This is a genomic window from Roseovarius sp. D0-M9, assembly GCF_037083805.1.
In the GTDB taxonomy this organism is placed as follows: domain Bacteria; phylum Pseudomonadota; class Alphaproteobacteria; order Rhodobacterales; family Rhodobacteraceae; genus Roseovarius.
Genome location: NZ_JBAPKZ010000022.1, coordinates 36,598 through 58,486, shown reverse-complemented (window position 1 = coordinate 58,486; position 21,889 = coordinate 36,598). Strand labels below are relative to the sequence as shown.

The window sequence follows — 21,889 nt, the reverse complement described above, 5'->3', positions numbered from 1 at the left end:
GCGCCTAAAGCATGGTTGCGCGCTGGATCATGATCGTCACGAAAAGCGCGACCAGCGCAAAGATCAGCGCAAACACGCAGGCGTATTGCAGGACGTCAGCCGTGCGGCCCTTGCGGCGGCGCGCGACCAGACTGCCTGCGATTGCGCCCAGAATGGCCGCGATGATGACAATCATATCCTACCCGCTCCTAGCCCTTGAGCGGATTGAGCGCCGACATCTCGCGCAGTTTTGCACGCACGGCCCAATCCGCGCCGTATCCGTATCGCGCCCAGCCAAGGCTGTCCATACGCACCTGCCGTCCCTCGGACACACGGCCCGCCAGCTCCAGCGCTTCGGCGCGCATCATCATCATCTGGGCCAGAAGAGCGGCGTTCTCGTGCCGCTCGGCAACGGGGATCTGCGGTGCCAGAATGGCCAGTGCGTCATTTCCGCGCCCTTGGGTGATCGCATAGGCCGCCAACTGCGCTGCGGCATGGGCGCGGTGCAGGGTGGTCGCAGGTGCGCGGCGATAGTAGGCGTCGGCGGCGGCGAAATGGTTTTGCGCGAGCTCGGGGTCGGTGCTCTGGACGATGCGGCCGACGGCGTAATGGCTAAACGCGCGGCGGTGGTCGGTGAGGCCTACCGTCTCGGCGATGCGCAGCGCGTTTTCGGCGGCGGCGCGGCGCTGGCCGTGGCCCGCGCCGGGGCCAAGCGCCGTCTGCATCGCCCGCACCCAGGCGCGCGGCGTCGATGCCAGTGGCCGCGAGGCGATATGCTCGCCGCGGGGATTGAGCCGCGCGAGGATGCCCGGAACCGCGGCCGCGACCTGCCGATGGCTCATGCCCGATTTCAGCTCGGGCGCATAGAAGGTGCGCAGGATCAGCATGTCGAACCCCGTCAGGACCGCATGCACATTGTCATCGTTAAAGACCGAATCGGGCAGGCGATATAGGTCATTGAGCGGGCCGAGCGCCTGCGACAGCTCTTCGTGAAGGCAGTCGCGCACCTCTTGGGGGCTGGAATCATTGGGCACGAAGATGGCGACCTTGCGCCGCGTCTGCAATCCGCTCCATGCGGTCAGGTGACTGCGCTTGGCCTTGTGATACTCATCGAGGGTCGAGATGTTGGGCACGACAAAGCAGGCAGCCTGAGGCAGGGCATTGCGGATCTCGGCGCGGCTGACGGCCTGGATGGTGATGTTGGCGGGGCCGGTCGTTTGCGTGATGTCGATACCTGCCTCGCTGCGCAGCCGGTGGAGCAGGCGCGCTAGATCCGATTGCAGCGTGGTGGGCGGTGCGCCTGTGACCGCAACACTGATCGGCCCTTCAAAGCGGCTGAGCACGGGCAGGTCGCGCCCCGATTCGAGGCGCATGGACAGCTCCATGAAATCGCGGGCGATGTCGACGTTCGACCGCGTAGGTGCCTCGGGCTGCGGCGTGGAGAAGACCTTGATCGCCGGGAAGCCGCCCAGATCCGGAGTGGCAGCGCGCGAGGCGACATCGCCAGACGCTCCGGGCATGCAGGCCCCCAGCATCAGGCAGATCGGCAAAATCATTTGGCGCATGTGCATCCCCATGGTCGGACCGGACAAGAAAGACCCACCGCGCCGGGGTGGCACGACGCGGTTTGGACCGCTGTCCGTCGCGCGCCCCAAGGCAGGCTCGTCCTTGTTAACGTTTTCTATAGGGAGCATTTGAGACTATTTTGCGGCAAAGGCGGGAGGGCGTCGCAGAGGGCTGTGAAGCGGCCTGCGCCGCAGCCTTTGCCATTTGTACGCCCTGCGCGGTCATGCGCCGCGCCGCGCCATGAAGGCGAGTCGCTCGAACAGATGCACATCCTGCTCGTTCTTGAGCAGCGCGCCATGCAGGCGGGGCAGGCTGTCCTTGCCGCCACGCTTGAGATCCTCGGGCGACAGATCCTCGGCCAGCAGGAGCTTGAGCCAGTCGAGCACTTCGGAGGTCGATGGCTTCTTCTTGAGGCCCTGCTGGTCGCGGATCTCGTAGAATTGGGTCAGCGCGGTGGTCAGCAGCGCCTCCTTGATGCCCGGATGATGCACTTCGACGATGCGGCGCATCGTGTCCATGTCGGGAAAGCGGATGTAATGAAAGAAACAGCGCCGCAGAAAGGCGTCCGGCAGTTCCTTTTCGTTGTTGGAGGTGATGATAACGATGGGCCGGTGCACCGCGCGGATCGTCTCGCCGGTCTCGTAGACGTGAAATTCCATCTGGTCGAGTTCCTGTAGCAAATCGTTCGGAAACTCGATGTCGGCCTTGTCGATTTCGTCGATCAGCAGCACCACGCGGCCCTCGGCGGCAAAGGCTTGCCAAAGCTTGCCGGGGCGGATGTAATTGGAAATGTCATGCACACGCGCCTCGCCCAGCTGGCTGTCGCGCAGTCGTGACACCGCGTCATATTCGTAAAGGCCCTGATGCGCGCGTGTGGTGGATTTCACGCTCCATTCGATCATCGGCAACTCCAGCGCTGCGGCCACCTGGCGTGCCAGTTCGGTCTTGCCCGTGCCCGGCTCGCCCTTGACCAGCAAGGGGCGCTCCAGCGCGACGGCGGCGTTGACCGCGATGGTCAGGTCGTCCGTTGCCACATAGCTGCTGGTTCCCTCGAATTTCATAACCTATTCAATCCTTTTCGTATCGCAGTTCATTTGCGCAAGCGCGCAGCATAGCCTGAGCGCGGTATCCGATCAATCCGCACTGAATTCGAGTAGTGACAACCGCTCGCGGTTGCATTAAATGCAAGCCGAGGGGGAGCCAGATGAGACAGCATCCTGACGCCTTGGACCTTGAAAAGAAAGAGGATCAACGCTTGAAAGCCGAAGTTTTCCTGCCCGACGATTACCGGCCCGTCGAAGACGAGCCCTTTATGAATGAACGCCAGAGAGAATATTTCAGGCGCAAGCTGATCGGATGGCGTGAAGATCTGCTCGCCGGCAGCCGTGACACGATCGAAGCGCTTCAGGATGGCACCCGCGCCATTCCCGATGTCGCCGACCGCGCCAGCGAAGAGACGGACCGCGCACTTGAGTTGCGCACCCGTGATCGCCAGCGCAAGCTGGTTGCCAAGATCGATCAGGCGCTGCGCCGCCTTGAAGAGGGCGAGTTTGGATATTGTCAGATGACTGGCGATCCCATCAGTCTCAAGCGTCTGGATGCGCGCCCCATCGCCACGATGACGCTGGAGGCGCAAGAGCGTCACGAGCGCCGCGAGAAAGTGCATCGCGACGAATGATCGCGCAGACCACCGCAGAATTTCAAAACGCCGGGGCTGTTGCTCCGGCGTTTTTCGTATGAAGAATGATGCATGGATATGCAAAACCTCACCATCGCGATCATCGGCGCAGGTATTGGCGGGCTGGCCGCCGCGCGCGCCTGCGCGCTGCGGGGCGCGCGCGTCACCGTGTACGAGCAGGCGGCCGAGATTTCCGAGGTCGGCGCAGGGCTTCAGGTTTCGCCCAACGGGTTTGCGGTGCTGCGGGGGCTGGGCCTTGGGGATGCGGTGCGTGCCTCGGGGGTGCAGGGCGGCGCGGTTGCGCTGCATGATTACCGGCGCGGGCCGGTGGTGCGGCTCGACCTCACGCAGCTTGCCACGCGCGACTACTGGTTCTTGCACCGCGCCGACCTAATCGAGATTCTGCATCGCGGCGCGCTGGAGGCCGGAGTTCACATCGCGCTTGGCACCCGCGTCGCAGACCCTGCCGCGCTGGAGGCGGATTTGGTCATCGGAGCCGACGGGCTTCATTCGGTGGTGCGCAAGGCCCTGAACGGTACGCTCGCGCCCTTCTTTACCCGTCAGGTCGCATGGCGCGCGACCGTGCCGCATGACGGCAGTCGCATGGGCGAGGCGCGCGTGCACATGGCCCCGCACCGCCATCTGGTCAGCTATCCCTTGAGGGGCGGCACACAGCTCAACCTCGTCGCCGTCGAAGAGCGCAGCGGCTGGACCGAAGAGAGCTGGAGTGCAGCGGGCGATCCGGAGGAGCTGCGCGCTCGCTTTGCCGATTTTGGTGCAGATGTGCAGGCAATGCTGGCCCGTGTCGAGACGGTGGGCAAATGGGGCCTCTTTCGCCATCCCGTCGCGCCGATCTGGGGGCAGGGCAGGCTGACGGTTCTGGGCGATGCCGCACATCCCACGCTGCCCTTCATGGCGCAGGGCGCGTCATTGGCGCTTGAGGATGCATGGGTGCTGGCCGATGCGCTGGCGACGTGGCCGGACCTTGCCGCCTCGCTTGGCGCCTACCAGTCGGCGCGCGAGGGCCGGGCGCGCCGCGTCGTAGAGGCAGCCAATGGAAATGCCTGGAAATACCACATCAGTTTCAAGCCATTACGCGCCGCAGCTCATCTATCGCTTAAACTTGGCGGGGCAATTGCTCCGGCCCGGATGATGCGGCGATTCGATTGGATCTACGGCCATGACGTAACCGGCGGTGCGCCGCCTCTCACCCTTTCTTGAGCGGGCGGCCATAGAGCTCCATCTTGTGCCCTTTGAGCTTGTAGCCAAGGCGCGCCGCGATCTTTTCCTGAAGGCGCTCGATTTCGGGGTCAAAGAATTCGATGACATCGCCGGTATCCAGATCAATCAGATGGTCGTGATGCCCGCGCTTGGCATCCTCATAGCGTGCGCGCCCGTCCCCGAACTCCAGCTTGTCCAAGATCCCCGTCTCCTCAAAGAGCTTGACGGTGCGATAGACCGTTGCGATCGAGATCTTGGGGTCACGCGCGGCGGCGCGCACATAAAGCTCGTCGACATCCGGGTGGTCTTCGGCCTCTTCCAGCACGGCGGCGATGATGCGCCTTTGGCCTGTCATGCGCAGGCCGCGTGCCTCGCAGCGGTCGGTTATGGTATCGGTCATAGGGTCATCCGGTGGTCTTGGTGGCCTTCTGAATAGCGCGCGCTGCGCCAAACTTCCACCGTTCTTCGCGGCGGGGTGCAGTCAAAGGTTGACTTCGCAGCCGCAAGCGTCCATCTGAGCCATACCGACGTTTCCTGCCGCGTGAGCAGCCGGGCCGCCCGCATGGCCGCCCCCAGTTAACGAAATGTCGCGAAATTGATCCCAATATCACGCGTGGGGCCAGCCGCCGGATCGGCGCGACGGGCAATTCCGCCTGTGCGTCAGGGCCTCGGCGGAACCACCGTATGGGGCAGGTGTCTGCCGCCCCGTCCCGGGCCATGAGCGCCCGCAAAACGGCATGGGGCATCCCATGTCCGAAAGGATAAGATTTGAACCTCTTTGAAGAAATGGGCCTGCCGGCCGTATTGGTCCGCAAACTCGGCAATATGGGCATCACCGAGCCGACCCCGATCCAGACCCACGCCATTCCCTATGCGCTGGACGGCAATGACGTCATGGGCCTCGCCCAGACCGGCACGGGCAAGACGGCGGCCTTTGGTCTGCCGCTGATCGCGCACATGATGGAAAATGACGAGCGTCCGCGCCCGAAAACCGCGACCAGCCTCATCCTTGCGCCGACGCGCGAGCTGGCGAACCAGATCCGCGACACGCTGCTGCCGCTGGTCAAGGACACGCCGATGAAGATCAACGTCGTGGTTGGCGGCTCGTCCATCAATCCGCAGATCAGTCGCCTCGAGAAGGGCACGCATATTCTGGTGGCGACACCGGGCCGCTTGCTTGACCTCATCGACCGCCGCGCGATCCGGCTGGATGCCACGCGCTTTCTGGTGCTGGACGAGGCGGACCAGATGCTCGACATGGGCTTCATCCACGATCTGCGCAAGATCGCGGCTCTCTTGGCCAAGGAGCGTCAGACAATGCTCTTTTCCGCCACCATGCCCAAGCAGATGGAAGAGATCGCCGGCAGCTACCTGAACCACCCGAAAAAGGTGCAGGTCAGCCCTCCGGGCAAGGCCGCAGACAAGGTCACGCAAGCCGTGCACTTCATCGCCAAGGCCGAGAAGCCAAACCTGCTGATCGAGCTGCTGGCCAAGCACAAGGGCGAATTGGCGCTGGTCTTTGGCCGCACCAAGCATGGCTCGGACAAGCTGGCGCGCAAGCTGGAAAGCGCTGGGTTCAAGGTTGCCGCGATTCATGGCAACAAGAGTCAGGGACAGCGCGAGCGTGCCCTCAAGTCCTTCCGCGACGGGCATATTCACGTGCTGGTCGCAACGGACGTGGCCGCACGGGGCCTCGACATCCCGGACGTGAAGCATGTTTATAACTTCGATCTGCCCAATGTGCCCGAAAATTACGTCCACCGCATTGGGCGCACTGCCCGCGCGGGCAAGGATGGCGCGGCCATCGCCTTTTGCGCCCCCGACGAGATGGGCGAGCTGAAGGATATTCAGAAGGCGATGGGGCTCTCGATCCCCGTGGCCTCGGGCCGCGCGTGGGAGGAATTGCCCGACCCCAAGGCCAAGCCCAACCGCGGCGGCGGCAACGGCGGTGGTCGTCGTCGTGGCGGTGGCGGGGGCAAGCCGGGTGGCGGTGGTGGCGGTGCTGCCAAGCCGGACGGTCAGCGCCGTCGTCGGCGCAGTGGTGGCGGCGGCGGCAATGCCGCCCGCAGCAACGCGGCCTGATACTGCAAAACATGCCAGGATCGTCGCCTTTTGGGCGGCGATCCTCTTCGGCTCATGTGCCGCAGAATGTCTGGCGCACGATTTCTTCCGGTGCAGGCGGATGGGTCAGAAACTCTGCGTCTGCCTGCTCCTGATAGGGATAGGCCAGCACGCCCAGCAACCTGTGAAAGGGCGCATCATCGCCTGCGACGGCTGCGGCGATCATCTCTTCGATGTGGTGATTGCGCGGGATGATCGCGGGATTTGTGGCCTCCATTCGGGCGCGCCAACCCTCCTCAGTCTCCAGCCGCGCGTGCCAACGCGCCTGCCACGCGGCAAAGCGCGCGGGATCGGAAAACTGCGCCTCTGCGGTGCCATGCCCCAGCGCGCGGAACGTATTGGTGAAATCAGCGCCGCTTTCGGCCATCAAGGCCAACAGGTCTTCGATCAGGGCGCGATCGTCTTCGCTGGGCGCGCCAAGACCGATCTTGGCGCCAAAGACACGCAGCCACTCGGCCTCGATCATCGCGGGCATCGCATGCACCGCATGGGTAAAATCGGCCACCGCGGCGTCCTCATCGGGCATCAGCGGCACCAGCGCGCTGGCCAGTTGTGCCATGTTCCAGACAATCACATGCCCTTGATTTGAATAGGCATACCGGCCTTGCCGGTCGATCGAGCTATAGACTTGATCGGGGGCATAGGCGTCCATGAAGGCGCAGGGGCCATAATCAATCGTTTCCCCCGAAATCGAGGTGTTATCGGTATTCATCACCCCATGGATGAACCCCGCTCCCATCCATTGCGCCACAAGCTTTGCCTGCCGCGCGATGACCGCGCGCAGAAACGCGCCCGGCTCCGGCGCGCCGGGATAATGGCGCGCGCTGGCGTAGTCCAAGAGGCGCTGGAGCGCGCCTGTGTCCCGCCGCGCCGCGAAATATTGAAACGTGCCGACGCGCAGATGGCTCGCAGCGACACGGGTCAGCACCGCGCCCGGCAGACCGCCCTCCTGGCGATAGACGATGTCACCGGTGCGCACGGCCGCCAGCGCGCGGGTGGTGGGAATGCCCAAGGCATGCATCGCCTCGCTCAGCACATATTCGCGCAGGACAGGGCCGAGCCACGCGCGCCCGTCGCCTCCCCGCGAATAGGGCGTGCGCCCCGATCCCTTGAGTTGCAGATCGCGGCGCGCGCCGCCCTTGTCCACGACCTCGCCCAGAAGAACGGCACGCCCATCGCCCAGTTGCGGAGAGAACCCGCCAAACTGGTGACCGGCATAGACCTGTGCCAAGGGCTCGGCGCCCTCTGGCAGGAGGTTGCCGGCAAAAATCCTGGCCAGTTCGGCGTCCTCGCCGAGCGTCATGCCCAGATCGTCCGCCAAGGGCCGGTTGATCGCCACAAGCGCAGGGGATGTCACAGGCAGTGGCTCCTGCGCAGTGAAGAAAGCGGGCGCGAGCTGCGCGTAGGAATTGTCGAAGGGAATGGATGTATGGGTCATACCATCAATATATGCCCGCACCGTCCGAACGCCAATGGAGGGCGGGGAGGCAATTTGCTCAGCCAATGGGTGTTTTTACCAAGAAAAGACCTCGGGCGTGCGTCCGTCTTTCATTGTTCCGGAAATACTCCGGGGTCCGGGGCAGCGCCCCGGCCGGGTCAAAAGATGCGCGACATCAGTGTATATCCGTCGCGCGGTCGGAAATGCATCCGTTCGTAGAATGCGCGCGCCTTGTCATCGCCCCGAGCCACTTCGAGGTGAAGCGCGCGCAATCCGGCACCCGCCAGCGCCTTGGGCAGGGCCGAGAGCATGTCTGAGCCAATGCCCCGCCGGCGCACGCCTGGCCGGATGTAAATCTCGTCAAGGATACCATCGAGGCCGCCGTATTCCATGGACCAGCCGAAGCTGATGACTGCATAGCCGATCGGCGCGCGCACCGGGCCGGCGATGTAGATCGCGCCATGTGGCGAGCCGTCGAGCAAGGGCTGCACGGCCGCGCGGCGCCCGGCATCGTCCTGGGCGATGCCGGCCTCGGTGTGAAAGGCTGCGATCAGCGGCAGGATGCGGTCTAAGTCGTCGGGTTTGGCGAGGGTCAGCGCTGTCACGGGGGGTATTGGCCTCATCATTGGATTGCGGCGACAACATGCCCGGCGCGGGCGGGGCTGTCCATGCGCTCCGCTCAGCGGGGGCCCTTTTCCGCCGCCGCCAGGTAGTGGCGCAGCACATGCAGGCGTATGGCCGAGGCAAGGCCCAGATCGGGGCCGCGCGCCGCGTCGATTTCGGCGGCCAGCGCGTTGATCGGTGTGTCGGTGCTGGCGGCGATGGCGCGAAAGGCGGTCCAGAATTCCGGCTCGAGCGTGACGGAGGTGCGATGGCCGCGCAGGGTCAGGGAGTGTTTGACCGGGCGCTGGGTCATTCGTCGTCGCTCTGCGCAGGGCGCTTGTGCTCCTCAAGGCGCCGGGCGGCGCGTTCGGCCTCGGCGCGCTCTGCCGCCTTTTGCGCCTTGGTCTGGCCAAACCGGACGGCGTTCTCGTCTGCCCTCGTCTTGGCCTGGGACCGCGCGCGTTCCTTTCGCGCGCGGTTCAGATTGATGGGCGTGCCCGTCACTTGGGTCCGACCATGTCTTCGGGCCGCACCACGCGGTCGAAGGTTTCGGCATCGACAAAGCCGAGGGCGATGGCCTCTTCCTTCAGGGTCGTGCCGTTCTTGTGGGCGGTCTTGGCCACCTTGGTCGCATTGTCATAGCCGATTTCGGGCGCCAGCGCGGTGACAAGCATCAGCGACTCGCGCATCAGCTTGTCGATGCGCGTCTCATCCGCCTCCAGCCCGTCGATCAGATTGTCGGTGAAGGCCGAGGCCGCATCGCCCAGAAGCTGCATGGATTGCAGCACGTTATAGGCCATCATCGGCTTGTAGACGTTCAGCTCGAAGTGGCCTTGCGACCCGGCAAAGCCGACGGCGGCATCATTGCCCATGACATGCGCGCAGACCTGAGTAAGCGCCTCGCATTGGGTCGGGTTCACTTTGCCCGGCATGATCGAGCTGCCCGGCTCGTTCTCGGGGAGGATCAGCTCGCCCAGACCGCAGCGGGGGCCGCTGCCGAGGAACCGGATGTCATTGGCGATCTTGAAAAGACTCCCTGCGACGACGCGCAGCGCGCCCGAGATCTCGACCATCGCGTCATGGGCGGCCAGCGCCTCGAACTTGTTGGGCGCCGTGACGAAGGGCAGGCCCGTGATCTCGGCCATGTTGGCTGCGACCGTCTCGCTCCAGCCTTTCTGGGTGTTGAGGCCGGTGCCGACCGCCGTGCCGCCCTGGGCCAGTTCGTAGATCCGCTCCAGCGCGCTGTGAATGCGCTCGATCCCCATGGCGACCTGATGCGTGTAGCCCGAGAATTCCTGGCCCAGTGTCAGCGGCGTGGCGTCCTGGGTATGAGTGCGCCCGATCTTGATAATATGCGCCCATTTCTGCGCCTTGGCCTCCAGCGCGTCCTGAAGCCTCTCGAGGCCGGGCAGGGTGACGCCATGGGCGGTCATGGCTGCCGCGATATGCATTGCGGTCGGAAAGGTATCGTTGGACGATTGACCCATGTTGACGTGATCGTTGGGATGGACCGGATCCTTGGAGCCGATGGTGCCGCCCATGATCTCGATCGCGCGGTTGGCGATCACCTCATTCGCGTTCATGTTGGACTGCGTGCCCGAGCCGGTCTGCCAGACCACCAGCGGGAAATTGTCATCCAGATCGCCGGTGATGACCTCGCTCGCCGCCTCGATGATGGCGTCGGCGCGCGCCTCGTCCAGCTTACCGGATGCCTTGTTGGCCTGCGCGCAGGCTTTCTTGATCACGCCGAGGGCGCGGACGATCGCGATGGGCTGACGCTCCCAGCCGATTGGAAAGTTGATGATGCTGCGCTGTGTTTGCGCGCCCCAGTATTTATCGCTTGGCACCTCGAGGGGGCCAAAGCTGTCGGTTTCGGTGCGGGTGGTCATCTCGGTCCGGCTCATGCGGGCGCTCCTTGATCAGAATTGCCTCTCTCTTACCGGACGCGGCGAAAAGTTCAACGGCAAGCGCGCCGGGCGCCGGCCTTGCCCGTTTGCCGTTCAGTTCTTGCGAAAGCTGTCGAGGCTGACGATATCGCCGCCGCCCGTGGATGCGTTTTCGTCATCGTCCTCGTCGTCTGTATCCTCATCCTCGTCGTCCTTGGGCTGCGTTTCGAAGCGCAGGCCAAATTCGACCGAAGGATCCACGAAGGTCTGGATCGCGTCATAGGGCACATAGAGGCTTTCGGGTGCATCCCCGAAATTCAATGTGATTCCAAAGCCTTCGTCCGTGACTTCGAGATTGTCATACCAGTGCTGCATCACCACGGTCATCTCGCTGGGATACCGCTGTTTCAGCCAATCGGCCAAGGCGGCATCGGGATGGTTCGTGTCAAAGGTGATGAAGAAATGATGCGCGCCGGGCAGGCCATGCTCGGCCACATCCTCCAGCACCTCCTGAATAAGGCCGCGCATGGCCCGATGCATCAGATTGCCATATTCGATCGTGCGCGACATTCGCGTCCCCCGGATTTCATTATCCCTCCACAATACGGGATTCTGAGGAAAGGAAAAGGGCCTGCCGCACGCCCTATCCGGCAACATGCAAGAGGCCGCCCGCTGCCGCCATGAGCGCGATAGCCGCCGGCACCGGCAGACGCAGCCCCACCAGAAGCAGCGCCGCGAGCGCCGTCAGGCCCGCAGCGCGCACATCCAGTGTCGCCAGATCGGGATAGGCGCCAACGGGGCTGGCAAGGACGCGGCCAAAAAGAACGTGGAGCGCGAACCAGAGCGACAGATTGGCGATGACGCCCACGACGGCGGCCGAAATCGCCGCGAGCGCGCCGCGCAAACGCGGCTGGGCGAGAGTGCGCTCCAGATAGGGGGCGCCGGCAAAAATCCACAAGAAGCAGGGAATGAACGTGACCCAGAGCGCCATCGCCCCAGCGGCCAGCGCCATGGCGGTGCCGCCCTGTCCAAAGCCCGCCAGCATGGCGACGAATTGCGTCACGAGGATGAGAGGCCCCGGCGTTGTCTCGGCCAGTCCCAGCGCGTCGATCATCTGCTCGGCGCTGATCCAGCCATGTCTTTGCGTCACGGTCTGCGTCATGTAGGCCAGCACTGCGTAGGCACCGCCGAAGGTGACGACCGCCAGCTTGCTGAAAAAGAGCGCGATGGCGCCAAGAAAGCTGGCGCCCATGGCATAGGCGACAGCCACCGGCGCGGCCCAGAGCGCGCCCCACATCAGAACCGTGCGTGCGGTGCGCTGCAACTGACCGGGCGGAACAGGTGCCGCAGCCTCGGGGCGCGTATTTCGCGCGGCCCAAGCGCCCCACAGGGCGGCAGCGCAGATGACCGCGGGAAAGGGCAGGGAGGCGGCATAGATCGCGGCAAAGGCGAGCATGGCCAGAACCAGTTGCGCGCGCCCCTCAAGCGCGCGCTGGCCCAGCCGCCAGAGCGCTTGGGCCACGATCACAAGGACGGCAGCCTTGATGCCCAGAAACAGCGCGGCGACAAGCGGCAGATCACCATAATGGGCATAACTCAGCGCCAGCACGAGGATCGCCGCCGCGCCCGGCAACACAAAAAACAGCCCCGCAATCAGCCCGCCCCAAGTGCCGCGCAGCTTCCATCCCGCGTAGGTGGCCAGCTGCATCGCCTCGGGGCCGGGCAGAAGCATGCAAAAGCTGAGCGCACCAAGAAACTGGCGCTGCTCCAGCCAGCCGCGCCGCTCGACCAGCTCAGATTGCATCAGCGCGATCTGTGCCGCAGGCCCGCCAAAAGACAAAAGGCCGATCCGCGCAAAGGCGGCGAGGAAATCGCGTGTGCTGACCGGCATGTTCCGCCCAATTTGTCTGCCGGGCTGGTGACGCGCCGGATGACGCTCAGTTCTCATCGGGTAGCGCGCGCGTGTCAACGCGCCGGCATATGAAACTTGCATGACACGCGAACCTTATGGTTGCCGGTCATGGGACTGGATAGGGGATACTAAATGAGGGAATAAAGTGCAGGCTTCTGTTGCCAGGTGCCTGCGGACCCCGCCTTACGCTGCTAGGCGCAAGGGCTTAAGTTTCGATCTCTCGAACCGCTTACGCGGCCAGAGCTACCGGAGCACGATTGTCATTTGCAATTGTACTTTTCGGGCCGATACGGTGGCACCCCGCCGAGACAAAGCAAAACCCCTTTAGACGTTCGTCGATCCTGTTTCGACCCCGATCCGCCCCCAAATGAAGGGTGATTGGTGGAGTCGCCGGGTACCGCCCCCGGGTCCGATCCGCTTATTACGAGCGCGTTTATGTCCATAGTCCCCTAAGGGACAGTTGGAATATAGGCGCCCTTGCGCGGTTTGCAAACCGTCTCGGGGGCTAGTGCGCCACTTTTTTATGAAAAAGCGCCCGGCAGATCCTGCCGGGCGCTGATGGTTTTCAGTGCAGATATGCCAGAGGCAATCAGCCCTTGCTGAACTCCGGGTAGGCTTCCATGCCCAGCTCGGTTGTGTCGAGGCCCTGTATCTCGGCCTCTTCGCTCACGCGGATGCCCATCACGGCCTTGAGGATGAACCACACCACGAGGCTTGCGACGAAGGTGAACACACCGTAGGCGACGATGCCGATGACCTGTGTCACGATGCTCGCGTCCCCGTTGTAGAAGACCACGGCGATGGTGCCCCAGATACCGGCGAAGAGGTGCACCGGAATGGCGCCGACGACGTCGTCGATCTTCAGCTTGTCCAGCAGCGGCACGGTCAAGACCACGATCACGCCGCCGATGGCACCGATCCAGAGCGAGCCGAAGAGCGACGGGGCCAAAGGCTCTGCCGTGATCGACACCAGACCTGCCAGCGCGCCGTTCAGCACCATGGTCAGGTCGGGCTTCTTGTACATGATCTGCGTCAGGATCAGCGCGGTCACGGCACCTGCCGCAGCGGCCATGTTGGTGTTGGCAAAGATGCGGCTGACGTCAGAGACATCGCCCACGGTCCCCATGGCAAGCTGCGAGCCGCCATTGAAGCCGAACCAGCCGAGCCACAGGATGAATGTACCAAGCGTGGCGAGCGCCAGGTTGGAGCCGGGCATCGGGTGAACCTTGCCATCCTTGGCGTATTTGCCCAGACGCGGGCCCAGCACGATGGCGCCGGCCAGAGCGGCCCAGCCACCCACGGAGTGCACGACGGTCGAGCCGGCGAAGTCGGAGAAGCCCGCCTCGGACAGCCAGCCGCCACCCCACTGCCAGGAGCCGGAGATCGGATAGAGGACACCCGTCAGCACAATGACGAAGATCAGGAACGGCCAGAGCTTGATCCGCTCGGCCAGCGCGCCCGAGACGATCGAGGCGGTGGCCGCGACGAACACGAGCTGGAAGAAGAAATCCGAGCCGATTGAGGCGTAATCAAGGGCGGCGTCGGCGGCAGCCACGCCCACCGGGTCCAGCACGGTCGGCGAGAAGAAGGTGCCGACGTAGCCGTTGAACTCACCCGGATACATCAGGTTGAAGCCCATGAACCAATACATGATAGCGGCTATGGAGTAGAGCGCGATGTTCTTGGTCATCTGCATGGTCACGTTCTTGGACCGCACCAGCCCGCCCTCGAGCATGGCAAAGCCTGCGGCCATGAAGAAGACGAGGAAGCCTGCCATGCAGAACAGCAGCGTCGTCATGATGTAGGGGCCGATTTCGTCAAAGCTGGGCGTTGCGGCCGTGTCCTGCGCAAGGCCCATCTGCGGCAATGCGATCAGCGCGGCCGCAAGGCTCAGTTTACTCGTGAATGATATGTTCATTGTCCTGTCCGTTTGAATGGATGTGTCCAAGGGGCGGCGGGGCATGCGCATCACAGCGCTTCCTCGCCGGTTTCGCCGGTGCGCACGCGCGCGGCATGCGCGAGGTCCAGCACAAAGATCTTGCCGTCCCCGATCTTGCCGGTGCGGGCGGTCTGCATGATCGTCTCGCAGACCTGATCGGCCATCGACGAGGCGACGGCGATCTCCAGTTTGATCTTGGGCACGTAATTGACGGCGTATTCAGCGCCGCGATAAATTTCGGTATGGCCCGATTGGGCGCCGAACCCTTTTGTCTCGGTCACCATCATGCCGCGTACGCCGATGGCGGTAAGTGCTTCGCGCACCTCGTCCAGCTTGAATGGCTTGATCGTTGCTATGATCAGTTTCACGAAAGTCCTCTCCCTTTGAGCGCAGTTTGTCCTGCTTGCCGCCCGAAGCTGGCAATTTCTGCGTTGCGGCGTAAGTCGGCGCCGCCAGATAGGGGCGGGATTTCGGGCTGTCTGATTACAAAATGTGCAGCGCACCTGAATTGCCTAAAAATTAGGCAAAAATTGTTTAAGCGCAGATTTGGCGCTGCTGGCGGGTGCGATGCACATGGATGCACATCTCGTCCGCGCAGCGCTGGACATGCCTGCCTGCAGACCTAAGTGGCTCGTTCGACTGGAGCAAAGCGATAGGACAGACCGATGAGCCATTTCCGCAGCCCGCGCCCCACGGACCCCCTCCGCCGCGCTGAGGGCGTCAGGCCAAACCGCCGACACGTGCTGGCGGGCGGCGCCGCCGCCGGTCTTGGCGCCGCGCTGCCCCTCGGCTGGGCGGCGCCCGCGCGCGCCGCGCCCAAGCGCGGCGGCATATTCCGTGTGGGCGTGCATGACGGAAGTTCGACCGACACATGGGATCCGGCCACGACCGAGAGTATCCTGATGATCCACTCGAACCACGTCGTGCGCTCCTACCTGACCGAGATCACCAACACGAACGAGCTGGGCCCCGATCTTGCCACCGCGTGGGAGGCGACGAAGGATGATGCGACCGAGTGGCGTTTCGAGCTGGCGCAGAACGCGACCTTTCATGACGGGCGCAAGGTGACGGCAGAGGATGTCATCGCGTCGATGAACTATCATCGCGCCGAAGGCTCATCCTCGGCGGCCAAGCCGCTGATGGAAGGGATCACCAATATCCGCGCCGATGGCGATCATGCGGTGGTGTTCGAGCTGGATCGTGGCAACGCCGATCTGCCCTACCTTGTCTCGGACTTTCACCTGACCATTCAGCCCGCGAGTTCCGATGGCGGCATCGACTGGGCTAACGGGATCGGCTGCGGCCCGTACAAGCTGGTTGATTTCTCGCCGGGCATCCGCGCCAAATTTGTGCGCCATGATGATTGGCACCGCGCGGATGAGGGTGCGTGGTTCGACGAGATCGACATGACGGTGCTCAACGATGCCAACGCGCGTCAGGCGGCCATCGTCACAGGCGATGTGGATGCGGTGACGGACGTGGATCTGAAAACCGCCAGCCGCCTTGCGCAGGCGCCGGGCGTCATCCTCGACAACGTGCCGTCAGGCACGCATATCACGATGCCGATGTTCTGCGATGTCGCGCCCTTTGACGATGTGAACGTGCGTCTTGCGCTGAAACACGCGATCAACCGTCAGGAAATCGTGGAAAAGATCCTCTTTGGCTATGGCACGGTCGGCAACGATCACCCCATTTCGCCCTCGATGCCATATGCCGCCGATCTGCCCCAGCGCGAACAGGATCTGGACAAGGCACGCTATCATCTCAAGCAGGCAGGGCATGACAATCTGTCGGTGGAGATCTCGGTCAACGACACGCTTTTGTCCGGCGCGACCAATATGTGCACGCTGTTCTCCGAGCAGGCGCGCGCTGCTGGCATCGACATCAAGGTCAATCAGGAGCCTTCGGATGGGTATTGGTCGAATGTCTGGCTGAAAAAGCCGTTTTGCGTCGTGTCCTGGGCTGCGCGCCCGACGCCGGATGTGATGTTCTCGATCGCCTACAAGGCGGGCGCCGAGTGGAACGAGAGCCATTGGGAGAACGAGCGCTTCAACGAACTGCTGCTGAAGACCAAGGCCGAGACCGACGACGCACTGCGCACCGAGATGTATGCCGAAATGCAGACATTGTGCCGTGATGATGGCGGCACGATCGTGCCGTTCTTCCGCGACCGCATGTCGGCACGGCGCGACAATGTCATGCACGAGGACAGCATCGCAGCCGTCTGGGAACTGGATGGCGCGCGCGGATATCACCGCTGGTGGTTTGCCTGATCCGCGATGGGCCCAAGCGCAATTGACGCGGCCCGCCCGAGGTGACACCTCTGGCGGGCCGCAGCATGTGAGGAAGCACGCCCATGGACGACATCAACGAACGCCACAAAGAAAAGATGAAACGCATCAAGGCGCAGCGCGACGCCCTGATGAAGCACAAGACCGAGGAAAAGGGCCTGATCATGGTTCATACCGGCGATGGCAAGGGCAAGTCATCCTCGGGCTTTGGCATGATCATGCGCTGCATCGGGCACGGTATGCCTTGCGCGGTCGTCCAGTTCATCAAGGGCACTTGGGTGACGGGAGAAAAGACGCTGCTGCGCGAGCGCTTTGCCGATGAATGCCGGTTCTTCGTCTCGGGCGAAGGCTTCACATGGGAGACGCAGGACCGCGAGGCCGACATCGCCGCCGCCCAAAACGGCTGGAAGATCGCACGCGAGCAGATTCTCGACCCCGAGATCCAGTTCGTTCTGCTGGACGAGATCAACATCGCGCTGCGCTACGACTACCTCGATATCGACGAGGTGGTCGAGTTTCTGCTGACGCAAAAGCCCGCGATGACGCATGTCTGCCTGACAGGGCGCAGCGCCAAGCCCGAGTTGATCGAGGCCGCCGATCTGGTGACCGAGATGAGCCTGATCAAGCATCCGTTCAGAGATGGCATCAAGGCGCAGATCGGCGTCGAGATGTGATCAGCCGCGCTCGCGCGCGTCCAGCCAGTCCTTGATGATCTGACGGTGGCGCGCGCGGTCGTAGCTGGGAAAATGCCCGCCGTGCACCACCTGCACTGGCAGATCGTAAAGCCGGACCATCGAGCGGTGATAATCCGCCGCGTCCGCGTGATACGTGTCCTCGATCAGCGGGCCATCATAGACGATATCGCCTGAAAAGAGAATGCCGGTGCGCGCCTCCCACAGGGCGATGCCGCCGGGCGAATGGCCGGGCGTGTGAATCACCTCGAAGGCGCGATCCCCAAGATCGATCATGTCGCCATCGACCAGCGTGCGCGTCGCGGGCGCGGATTTCAGGCGATACGTGTCCGAGCTGTAGGGCAGGGGCGGAAGCTGGGTAAAAATCTCATCGGTGACATAGGGATCGGCCAGCGTCGCGGCATTGGTCGGGTGGGCCAGAATATGCGCCTCGGCCTCGTGGATGCAGCGATCCTCGAACTCGTGATGACAGCCCATGTGATCGAAATGCGTGTGGCTGGCCACGGCGGTCAATGCGCGTTCAGTGACCAATGGCACCCATTCGCGCAACGACAGAACCCCCATCCCGCTATCGACCAGCATGTCGCGGTCGCGCCCGCGCACGTGCCACATGTTGCAGCGGTAGAACTCTTGGATATGCGGCTCGCAGATGTAGGTCACATCATTGGCGCGCCGCTCCACGCGATACCAATCCTCGGGGGCTGCGCGCTTCATGCCGCCGGGCGCGCCCGCGCTCATGGCTGCGCCTCGAAGATGCTCAGATCCGCAGGATCGGCCGAAAGGCTGACCATGCTGCCCGCCTCGGGCCGCGCGCCCGGTGGCAGATGCGCGATCAGCGCCATCTCGGGCGCTGCCTCGGGCGCGAGGTGGCAGCGAAAATGCGTGCCGAAGAAGGCGGCGTCGATGATGCGCGCGGGCCCCATGTCCCAGTCTCCCTTGGCCGTGCCGATCTGTTCGGGGCGCAGGCAGAGGGCGACCTCGCCGTTCGGCGTGCCGCCGGGCGCGCTGATGGTGCCAAGCGCGGTCTCGATCCGCGCGCCGCGCACAGTGCCCTTGATGCGATTCATTTCGCCCATGAAGCCAGCCGAGAAAAGCGATCCGGGCTTGCGATAGATCCGGTCGGGCGGGCCGCAATCCTCGATCTTGCCGCCATTCATCACCACGATGCGGTCGGCGATGGCCATCGCCTCTTCCTGATCATGCGTGACGTGCACGAAGGTCGTGCCCACCTTACGCTGGATCTGCTTCAACTCGTCCTGCATCGCCCGGCGCAGTTTCAGATCGAGCGCGCCCAGAGGCTCGTCCAGCAGTAGCACGTCGGGGTCGACAGCAAGGCTGCGGGCGAGCGCGACGCGCTGCCGCTGACCGCCAGAGAGCGCATAGGGGCGCTTCAACGCGGCATCCTTCAGCCCGACCAGATCCAGCAGCTCGTCCGCCTTGGCATTGCGCTGCGCCTTGGGGGTGCCGGCCATGCGCGGGCCAAAGCCAACGTTGTCGCGCAGGCTCATGTGCGGAAAGAGGGCGTAATCCTGAAACATCGTCGTTGTGGGACGTTTGGCAGGGGCAACGCCGGTCATGTCGCGCCCGCCAATCGAAACGCTGCCCGCGCCGGGCGCGATAAAGCCGCCAAGCGTCGACAAGAGCGTGGTCTTGCCGCAGCCCGAGGGACCAAGAAGGACGATGTATTCGCCCGCCTCGATCTCGAGGTTGATGTCGTCGAGCGCGCGGAACGTGCCGAAATCATGGCTGACATGCTGGATCGAAATCGAGGCGGTCATCGGCGTTTCCTTCCGAAGATAAAGAGCTCCAGCCCGACCACCAGAGCGACCGAGACAAGAAAGACGAGGCTGCCGATGGCATTCGTGCGCGGCGACAGGCCCGAGCGCAGCAGGCTCCAGATCTCGACCGGCAGGGTCACGTCAAAGCGAGTCATGAGGAACGCGATGATGAACTCGTCCCAGCTGAGCGTGAGGCACAAGAAAAAGGAGGCGAGGATGGCAGGGGCGAGCATCGGCACCGTCACCAGCGCCAGCACGCGCCATTCGGAGGCCCCCAGATCACGCGCCGCGCGCTCGGCATTCTCTTGCTGCGCGCCCATCGAGGCGTAGATGATGGCGAAGGCCAGCGGCAGGTTGATGACGACATGGCCCACGGCAGCGGCATAGAGCGACGGGCCGGGCCCGTAATTGTTGAAGACGATCAAGAGGCCAAGCCCGATGATGAGATAGCTGACCGTCATCGGCGCGATCAGAAGGCCGCGCAGCAGCGCGCTTGCCGGCAGGATGTGCCGCGCAAGGCCGTAGGCGGCGAGAAAGCCCAGCGTGCAGGACACAGCGGCAGAGCCCGCACCGACGAGCAGCGAGTTGAGCAGCGCCGACATCAGGCGATTGTCGCCCAGCACATCCGCATACCATTTCAGCGTCGGGCCGTTGAAGGGGGGCACCGGCAGGCGCCCGTCCTGAAACGAGAAAAGCACGAGCGTGACGACCGGCAGAAAGATGAAGCCATAGGCCAGCGCCATGTAGATCCAAGGGATGCTGCGTCTCATAGCCGGTCAATCCTCAGCCAGCGGGACGCGCCGAGGTAGGCCAGCGTGACAAGGCCCATCAGCACGATCGACATCGCGGCCGCCAGCGGGAAGTTCGCCCCGCGCCCCAGCTGCACCATAATGATCTGCGGCCCGGTCAACTCGTTGTTGCCGCCCAGGATCTGCGGCGTGATGTAGTCGCCGACGCAAAGCACGAAGGTCAGGAAGGCGCCCGTCATGATGCCGGGCAGGGTCAGCGGCAGCACGACATGGCGAAAGGCCTGCCAGCTGCTCGCGCCCAGATCGACCGCCGCGCGGCGATAGTTCGGTGGTAGCTGCACCAGATTGGCGTAGATCGTCAGCGTCAGCAGCATGACGAAGAAATGCACAAACCCGGTGACCGTCGCAAAACGGGTCGAGGCCATGTTCAACGGCTCGGATATGAGGCCGATGCCCAAGAGGGTTTGGTTGATGACACCCTCACGCGACAGGACGAGCAGCCAGGCGTAGGAGCGCACGACATAAGAGGTCCAGAACGGCAGGATCGCCATGAGCAGCGCCAGCCGCTGCCAACGCGGCGGCACGCGGTAGGCGATGATCCAGGCCAGCGGATAGGCCAGCAGGATCGAGACGATCGTGACCGTCAGCGTGATCTCCAGCGACACCACGATTGCGCGCAAAAGGTAGCTCTGACCGAAGAGACGCGCGTAATTGTCGAGGCTGAAGCCCCAGATCAACTCGCGCCCTTCGAGCGTGGCAAGGCTCATCGCCGCCATCACGCCGAAGGGCACGACGAAGAACGCCAGCGTCCACAAAAGGGCCGGGGCCACAAAGCCCCAGCCGCGTATGCTGTCGGAACGTTGCATCAGTGCTGAAGCATTTCCAGCCAGACATCCTGCATCTGGCCGTCAAGCGTTGCATCGGGCGCCGGGTAGAGCTGTGCGCGGGCCAGATAATCACCCTGTTCGTCCCAGCGCAGAACGTCCTTTTGCGCGTCCGTCAAATGCTCGCCCGCCTTCTCATTGGCTGGCATCCCCCAGTAGCAAGAGGAGGTGGCAAGGCGCGCCTGACCCTCGGGGCTGGTGATGTATTTGACGAACTCGACGGCCATGTCCTTGTTCTCGCTGGTCTCCAGTACGCCGATGGACTGCGACCAGCGCACGGCGCCCTGATCGGGGATGGTCCATGTCAGTTCGGGCTGCTCTTCGGCCAGAACGGCGGTCAGCCACTCGCCGCCGCCCACCACGATATCGACCTCGCCGGTGGCCAGTGCGGTTTGCGAGGCCACGACTTCGCCGACCGACCGCGCGTTGTCCTTCATGGTCAACAGCGTCTCCTTGAGGGCGGGCAGATCCTCGGCTGTCAGGTTGGCAGTCTCCTTGCCGTTCGCGATGGCGGCAAGACCCATGACGGGCAGGTAATAGTCATAAACCGCGATGCGGTCCTTGTATTTCTCGCTCCAGACGGTGCTCAGATTCTGCATGTCCGCTGCGTCGACATTGTCCGAGTTGAACGAGATCGTATTGTAGCCGAATTTTTCAGTCACGGCGTAGGTCTTGCCATCCACGGTAGTCTGCTCTTCCATCGCGACGCCGGGCCAGAAATCACTTGTGGGCAGCTCATCGGCGGGCAGTTCGGCCATCAGGCCCGCCTCGACGGCGCGGGGCACGTCGATGCCGTCGATCACCAGCACGTCCCAGTCACCGGGGCGCGACTGCTCAAGCAGGGCCAGCGCGGTCGCGGTGCCCTCATATTCGCGCAGGTTGACGCGGATGCCATGCTCTTGCTCGAAGGGCTCGATCAGCGCGGGATCTGTGTGATCGCACCAGACGAGTGCATTGAGATCCTCGGCAGCATGGGCGCCAGCGGGCAGGGCGAGCATTGCGGCGGTGCCAAGCAATGTGCGGCGCAGGGGGGAATGGGTCATATGGGTCTCTCCGTGTTGGTGTGCGTTTCAGTGATTTGTCTCTGCGGACTTCGTGCCGCTTGGTCAAAAAAATGAGTTGCTTCAATTTTAAAGTCAACACTAAAATAAT

General features: G+C 63.5%; 23 protein-coding genes and 1 other RNA gene. 5 read left to right on the top strand and 19 right to left on the bottom strand.

Annotated elements, in window-relative coordinates; all coding sequences use genetic code 11:
- Positions 1 to 4: 4 nt before the first annotated feature.
- The 3 genes from V8352_RS14565 to V8352_RS14555 form a co-directional block, all read right to left on the bottom strand.
- Positions 5 to 175, bottom strand: coding sequence for a hypothetical protein (locus V8352_RS14565; RefSeq protein ID WP_336425022.1), 171 nt, complete (start codon positions 173 to 175; stop codon positions 5 to 7).
- A gap of 13 nt (positions 176 to 188) precedes the next feature.
- Complete coding sequence (locus tag V8352_RS14560; protein WP_336425021.1) at positions 189 to 1,544, bottom strand: DUF2927 domain-containing protein; 1,356 nt, start codon at positions 1,542 to 1,544, stop codon at positions 189 to 191.
- Positions 1,545 to 1,766: 222 nt separating this feature from the next.
- Complete coding sequence (locus V8352_RS14555) at positions 1,767 to 2,606, bottom strand: AAA family ATPase (protein ID WP_336425020.1); 840 nt, start codon at positions 2,604 to 2,606, stop codon at positions 1,767 to 1,769.
- Between the two features lie 143 nt (positions 2,607 to 2,749).
- On the opposite strand from V8352_RS14555, the gene dksA reads away from it, so the two are divergent.
- On the top strand, positions 2,750 to 3,223 hold the full coding sequence (gene dksA / locus V8352_RS14550) for an RNA polymerase-binding protein DksA (RefSeq protein ID WP_336425019.1): 474 nt from the start codon (positions 2,750 to 2,752) through the stop codon (positions 3,221 to 3,223).
- 72 nt (positions 3,224 to 3,295) lie between these two features.
- Positions 3,296 to 4,444, top strand: coding sequence for an FAD-dependent monooxygenase (locus V8352_RS14545; RefSeq protein WP_336425018.1), 1,149 nt, complete (start codon positions 3,296 to 3,298; stop codon positions 4,442 to 4,444).
- Here the strand turns inward: V8352_RS14545 and V8352_RS14540 are convergent.
- On the bottom strand, positions 4,431 to 4,844 hold the full coding sequence (locus tag V8352_RS14540) for a Fur family transcriptional regulator (RefSeq protein ID WP_336425017.1): 414 nt from the start codon (positions 4,842 to 4,844) through the stop codon (positions 4,431 to 4,433). The genes V8352_RS14545 and V8352_RS14540 overlap by 14 nt on opposite strands.
- Before the next feature lie 368 nt (positions 4,845 to 5,212).
- On the opposite strand from V8352_RS14540, the gene V8352_RS14535 reads away from it, so the two are divergent.
- Positions 5,213 to 6,526 (top strand): DEAD/DEAH box helicase, encoded by a 1,314-nt coding sequence (locus tag V8352_RS14535; RefSeq protein WP_336425016.1) that lies wholly within the window; start codon positions 5,213 to 5,215, stop codon positions 6,524 to 6,526.
- 52 nt (positions 6,527 to 6,578) lie between these two features.
- Here V8352_RS14535 and V8352_RS14530 read toward each other — a convergent pair whose 3' ends face one another.
- The 10 genes from V8352_RS14530 to V8352_RS14485 form a co-directional block, all read right to left on the bottom strand.
- Entirely contained in the window at positions 6,579 to 8,003 is a 1,425-nt protein-coding gene (locus V8352_RS14530) for a protein adenylyltransferase SelO (protein WP_336425015.1), read from the bottom strand.
- A 158-nt stretch (positions 8,004 to 8,161) separates the two neighbouring features.
- A complete protein-coding gene (locus V8352_RS14525; protein ID WP_336425014.1) occupies positions 8,162 to 8,608 on the bottom strand; it encodes a GNAT family N-acetyltransferase in 447 nt (148 codons plus the stop codon).
- A 74-nt stretch (positions 8,609 to 8,682) separates the two neighbouring features.
- On the bottom strand, positions 8,683 to 8,919 hold the full coding sequence (locus tag V8352_RS14520) for a ribbon-helix-helix domain-containing protein (RefSeq protein WP_336425013.1): 237 nt from the start codon (positions 8,917 to 8,919) through the stop codon (positions 8,683 to 8,685).
- Positions 8,916 to 9,110: a DUF4169 family protein gene (locus V8352_RS14515; protein WP_336425012.1), complete on the bottom strand. Its 195-nt coding sequence runs from the start codon at positions 9,108 to 9,110 to the stop codon at positions 8,916 to 8,918. Before V8352_RS14515 ends, V8352_RS14520 begins: the two co-directional genes overlap by 4 nt.
- Positions 9,107 to 10,510: a class II fumarate hydratase gene (gene fumC / locus V8352_RS14510; protein WP_442971040.1), complete on the bottom strand. Its 1,404-nt coding sequence runs from the start codon at positions 10,508 to 10,510 to the stop codon at positions 9,107 to 9,109. Before fumC ends, V8352_RS14515 begins: the two co-directional genes overlap by 4 nt.
- Positions 10,511 to 10,606: 96 nt before the next feature.
- Positions 10,607 to 11,062 (bottom strand): SspB family protein, encoded by a 456-nt coding sequence (locus V8352_RS14505; RefSeq protein WP_336425011.1) that lies wholly within the window; start codon positions 11,060 to 11,062, stop codon positions 10,607 to 10,609.
- A gap of 73 nt (positions 11,063 to 11,135) precedes the next feature.
- A complete protein-coding gene (gene chrA, locus V8352_RS14500) occupies positions 11,136 to 12,383 on the bottom strand; it encodes a chromate efflux transporter (RefSeq protein ID WP_336425010.1) in 1,248 nt (415 codons plus the stop codon).
- 165 nt (positions 12,384 to 12,548) lie between these two features.
- Positions 12,549 to 12,901, bottom strand: a transfer-messenger RNA (tmRNA) gene (gene ssrA, locus V8352_RS14495).
- Positions 12,902 to 12,993: 92 nt separating this feature from the next.
- Positions 12,994 to 14,322: an ammonium transporter gene (locus V8352_RS14490; RefSeq protein WP_336425009.1), complete on the bottom strand. Its 1,329-nt coding sequence runs from the start codon at positions 14,320 to 14,322 to the stop codon at positions 12,994 to 12,996.
- A gap of 50 nt (positions 14,323 to 14,372) precedes the next feature.
- Positions 14,373 to 14,711 (bottom strand): P-II family nitrogen regulator, encoded by a 339-nt coding sequence (locus V8352_RS14485; RefSeq protein WP_336425008.1) that lies wholly within the window; start codon positions 14,709 to 14,711, stop codon positions 14,373 to 14,375.
- 297 nt (positions 14,712 to 15,008) lie between these two features.
- Between V8352_RS14485 and V8352_RS14480 the strand changes: the two genes are divergently transcribed.
- Positions 15,009 to 16,616, top strand: a complete 1,608-nt coding sequence (locus V8352_RS14480; RefSeq protein WP_336425007.1) for an ABC transporter substrate-binding protein — start codon at positions 15,009 to 15,011, stop codon at positions 16,614 to 16,616.
- A gap of 83 nt (positions 16,617 to 16,699) precedes the next feature.
- Entirely contained in the window at positions 16,700 to 17,308 is a 609-nt protein-coding gene (gene cobO, locus V8352_RS14475; protein ID WP_336425006.1) for a cob(I)yrinic acid a,c-diamide adenosyltransferase, read from the top strand.
- On the opposite strand, the gene V8352_RS14470 is transcribed toward cobO, so the two are convergent.
- The 5 genes from V8352_RS14470 to V8352_RS14445 are packed head-to-tail and all read right to left on the bottom strand — an operon-like array spanning position 17,309 to position 21,780.
- Entirely contained in the window at positions 17,309 to 18,064 is a 756-nt protein-coding gene (locus tag V8352_RS14470; RefSeq protein ID WP_336425005.1) for an MBL fold metallo-hydrolase, read from the bottom strand.
- A complete protein-coding gene (locus V8352_RS21980; protein ID WP_442971039.1) occupies positions 18,061 to 19,104 on the bottom strand; it encodes an ABC transporter ATP-binding protein in 1,044 nt (347 codons plus the stop codon). Before V8352_RS21980 ends, V8352_RS14470 begins: the two co-directional genes overlap by 4 nt.
- Entirely contained in the window at positions 19,101 to 19,874 is a 774-nt protein-coding gene (locus V8352_RS14455) for an ABC transporter permease (RefSeq protein ID WP_336425004.1), read from the bottom strand. Before V8352_RS14455 ends, V8352_RS21980 begins: the two co-directional genes overlap by 4 nt.
- Positions 19,871 to 20,719, bottom strand: a complete 849-nt coding sequence (locus tag V8352_RS14450; RefSeq protein ID WP_336425003.1) for an ABC transporter permease — start codon at positions 20,717 to 20,719, stop codon at positions 19,871 to 19,873. Before V8352_RS14450 ends, V8352_RS14455 begins: the two co-directional genes overlap by 4 nt.
- Complete coding sequence (locus tag V8352_RS14445) at positions 20,719 to 21,780, bottom strand: ABC transporter substrate-binding protein (RefSeq protein ID WP_336425002.1); 1,062 nt, start codon at positions 21,778 to 21,780, stop codon at positions 20,719 to 20,721. Before V8352_RS14445 ends, V8352_RS14450 begins: the two co-directional genes overlap by 1 nt.
- Between the last annotated feature and the right edge of the window lie 109 nt (positions 21,781 to 21,889).

Bases quoted from the DNA above. Each gene is read 5' to 3' on its own strand.
- V8352_RS14565 (WP_336425022.1), bottom strand. From the start codon at position 175: ATGATTGTCATCATCGCGGCCATTCTGGGCGCAATCGCAGGCAGTCTG.
- V8352_RS14560 (WP_336425021.1), bottom strand. From the start codon at position 1,544: ATGCGCCAAATGATTTTGCCGATCTGCCTGATGCTGGGGGCCTGCATG.
- V8352_RS14555 (WP_336425020.1), bottom strand. From the start codon at position 2,606: ATGAAATTCGAGGGAACCAGCAGCTATGTGGCAACGGACGACCTGACC.
- dksA (WP_336425019.1), top strand. From the start codon at position 2,750: ATGAGACAGCATCCTGACGCCTTGGACCTTGAAAAGAAAGAGGATCAA.
- V8352_RS14545 (WP_336425018.1), top strand. From the start codon at position 3,296: ATGGATATGCAAAACCTCACCATCGCGATCATCGGCGCAGGTATTGGC.
- V8352_RS14540 (WP_336425017.1), bottom strand. From the start codon at position 4,844: ATGACCGATACCATAACCGACCGCTGCGAGGCACGCGGCCTGCGCATG.
- V8352_RS14530 (WP_336425015.1), bottom strand. From the start codon at position 8,003: ATGACCCATACATCCATTCCCTTCGACAATTCCTACGCGCAGCTCGCG.
- V8352_RS14520 (WP_336425013.1), bottom strand. From the start codon at position 8,919: ATGACCCAGCGCCCGGTCAAACACTCCCTGACCCTGCGCGGCCATCGC.
- fumC (WP_442971040.1), bottom strand. From the start codon at position 10,510: ATGAGCCGGACCGAGATGACCACCCGCACCGAAACCGACAGCTTTGGC.
- V8352_RS14505 (WP_336425011.1), bottom strand. From the start codon at position 11,062: ATGTCGCGCACGATCGAATATGGCAATCTGATGCATCGGGCCATGCGC.
- chrA (WP_336425010.1), bottom strand. From the start codon at position 12,383: ATGCCGGTCAGCACACGCGATTTCCTCGCCGCCTTTGCGCGGATCGGC.
- V8352_RS14490 (WP_336425009.1), bottom strand. From the start codon at position 14,322: ATGAACATATCATTCACGAGTAAACTGAGCCTTGCGGCCGCGCTGATC.
- V8352_RS14480 (WP_336425007.1), top strand. From the start codon at position 15,009: ATGAGCCATTTCCGCAGCCCGCGCCCCACGGACCCCCTCCGCCGCGCT.
- cobO (WP_336425006.1), top strand. From the start codon at position 16,700: ATGGACGACATCAACGAACGCCACAAAGAAAAGATGAAACGCATCAAG.
- V8352_RS14470 (WP_336425005.1), bottom strand. From the start codon at position 18,064: ATGAGCGCGGGCGCGCCCGGCGGCATGAAGCGCGCAGCCCCCGAGGAT.
- V8352_RS21980 (WP_442971039.1), bottom strand. From the start codon at position 19,104: ATGACCGCCTCGATTTCGATCCAGCATGTCAGCCATGATTTCGGCACG.
- V8352_RS14455 (WP_336425004.1), bottom strand. From the start codon at position 19,874: ATGAGACGCAGCATCCCTTGGATCTACATGGCGCTGGCCTATGGCTTC.
- V8352_RS14450 (WP_336425003.1), bottom strand. From the start codon at position 20,719: ATGCAACGTTCCGACAGCATACGCGGCTGGGGCTTTGTGGCCCCGGCC.
- V8352_RS14445 (WP_336425002.1), bottom strand. From the start codon at position 21,780: ATGACCCATTCCCCCCTGCGCCGCACATTGCTTGGCACCGCCGCAATG.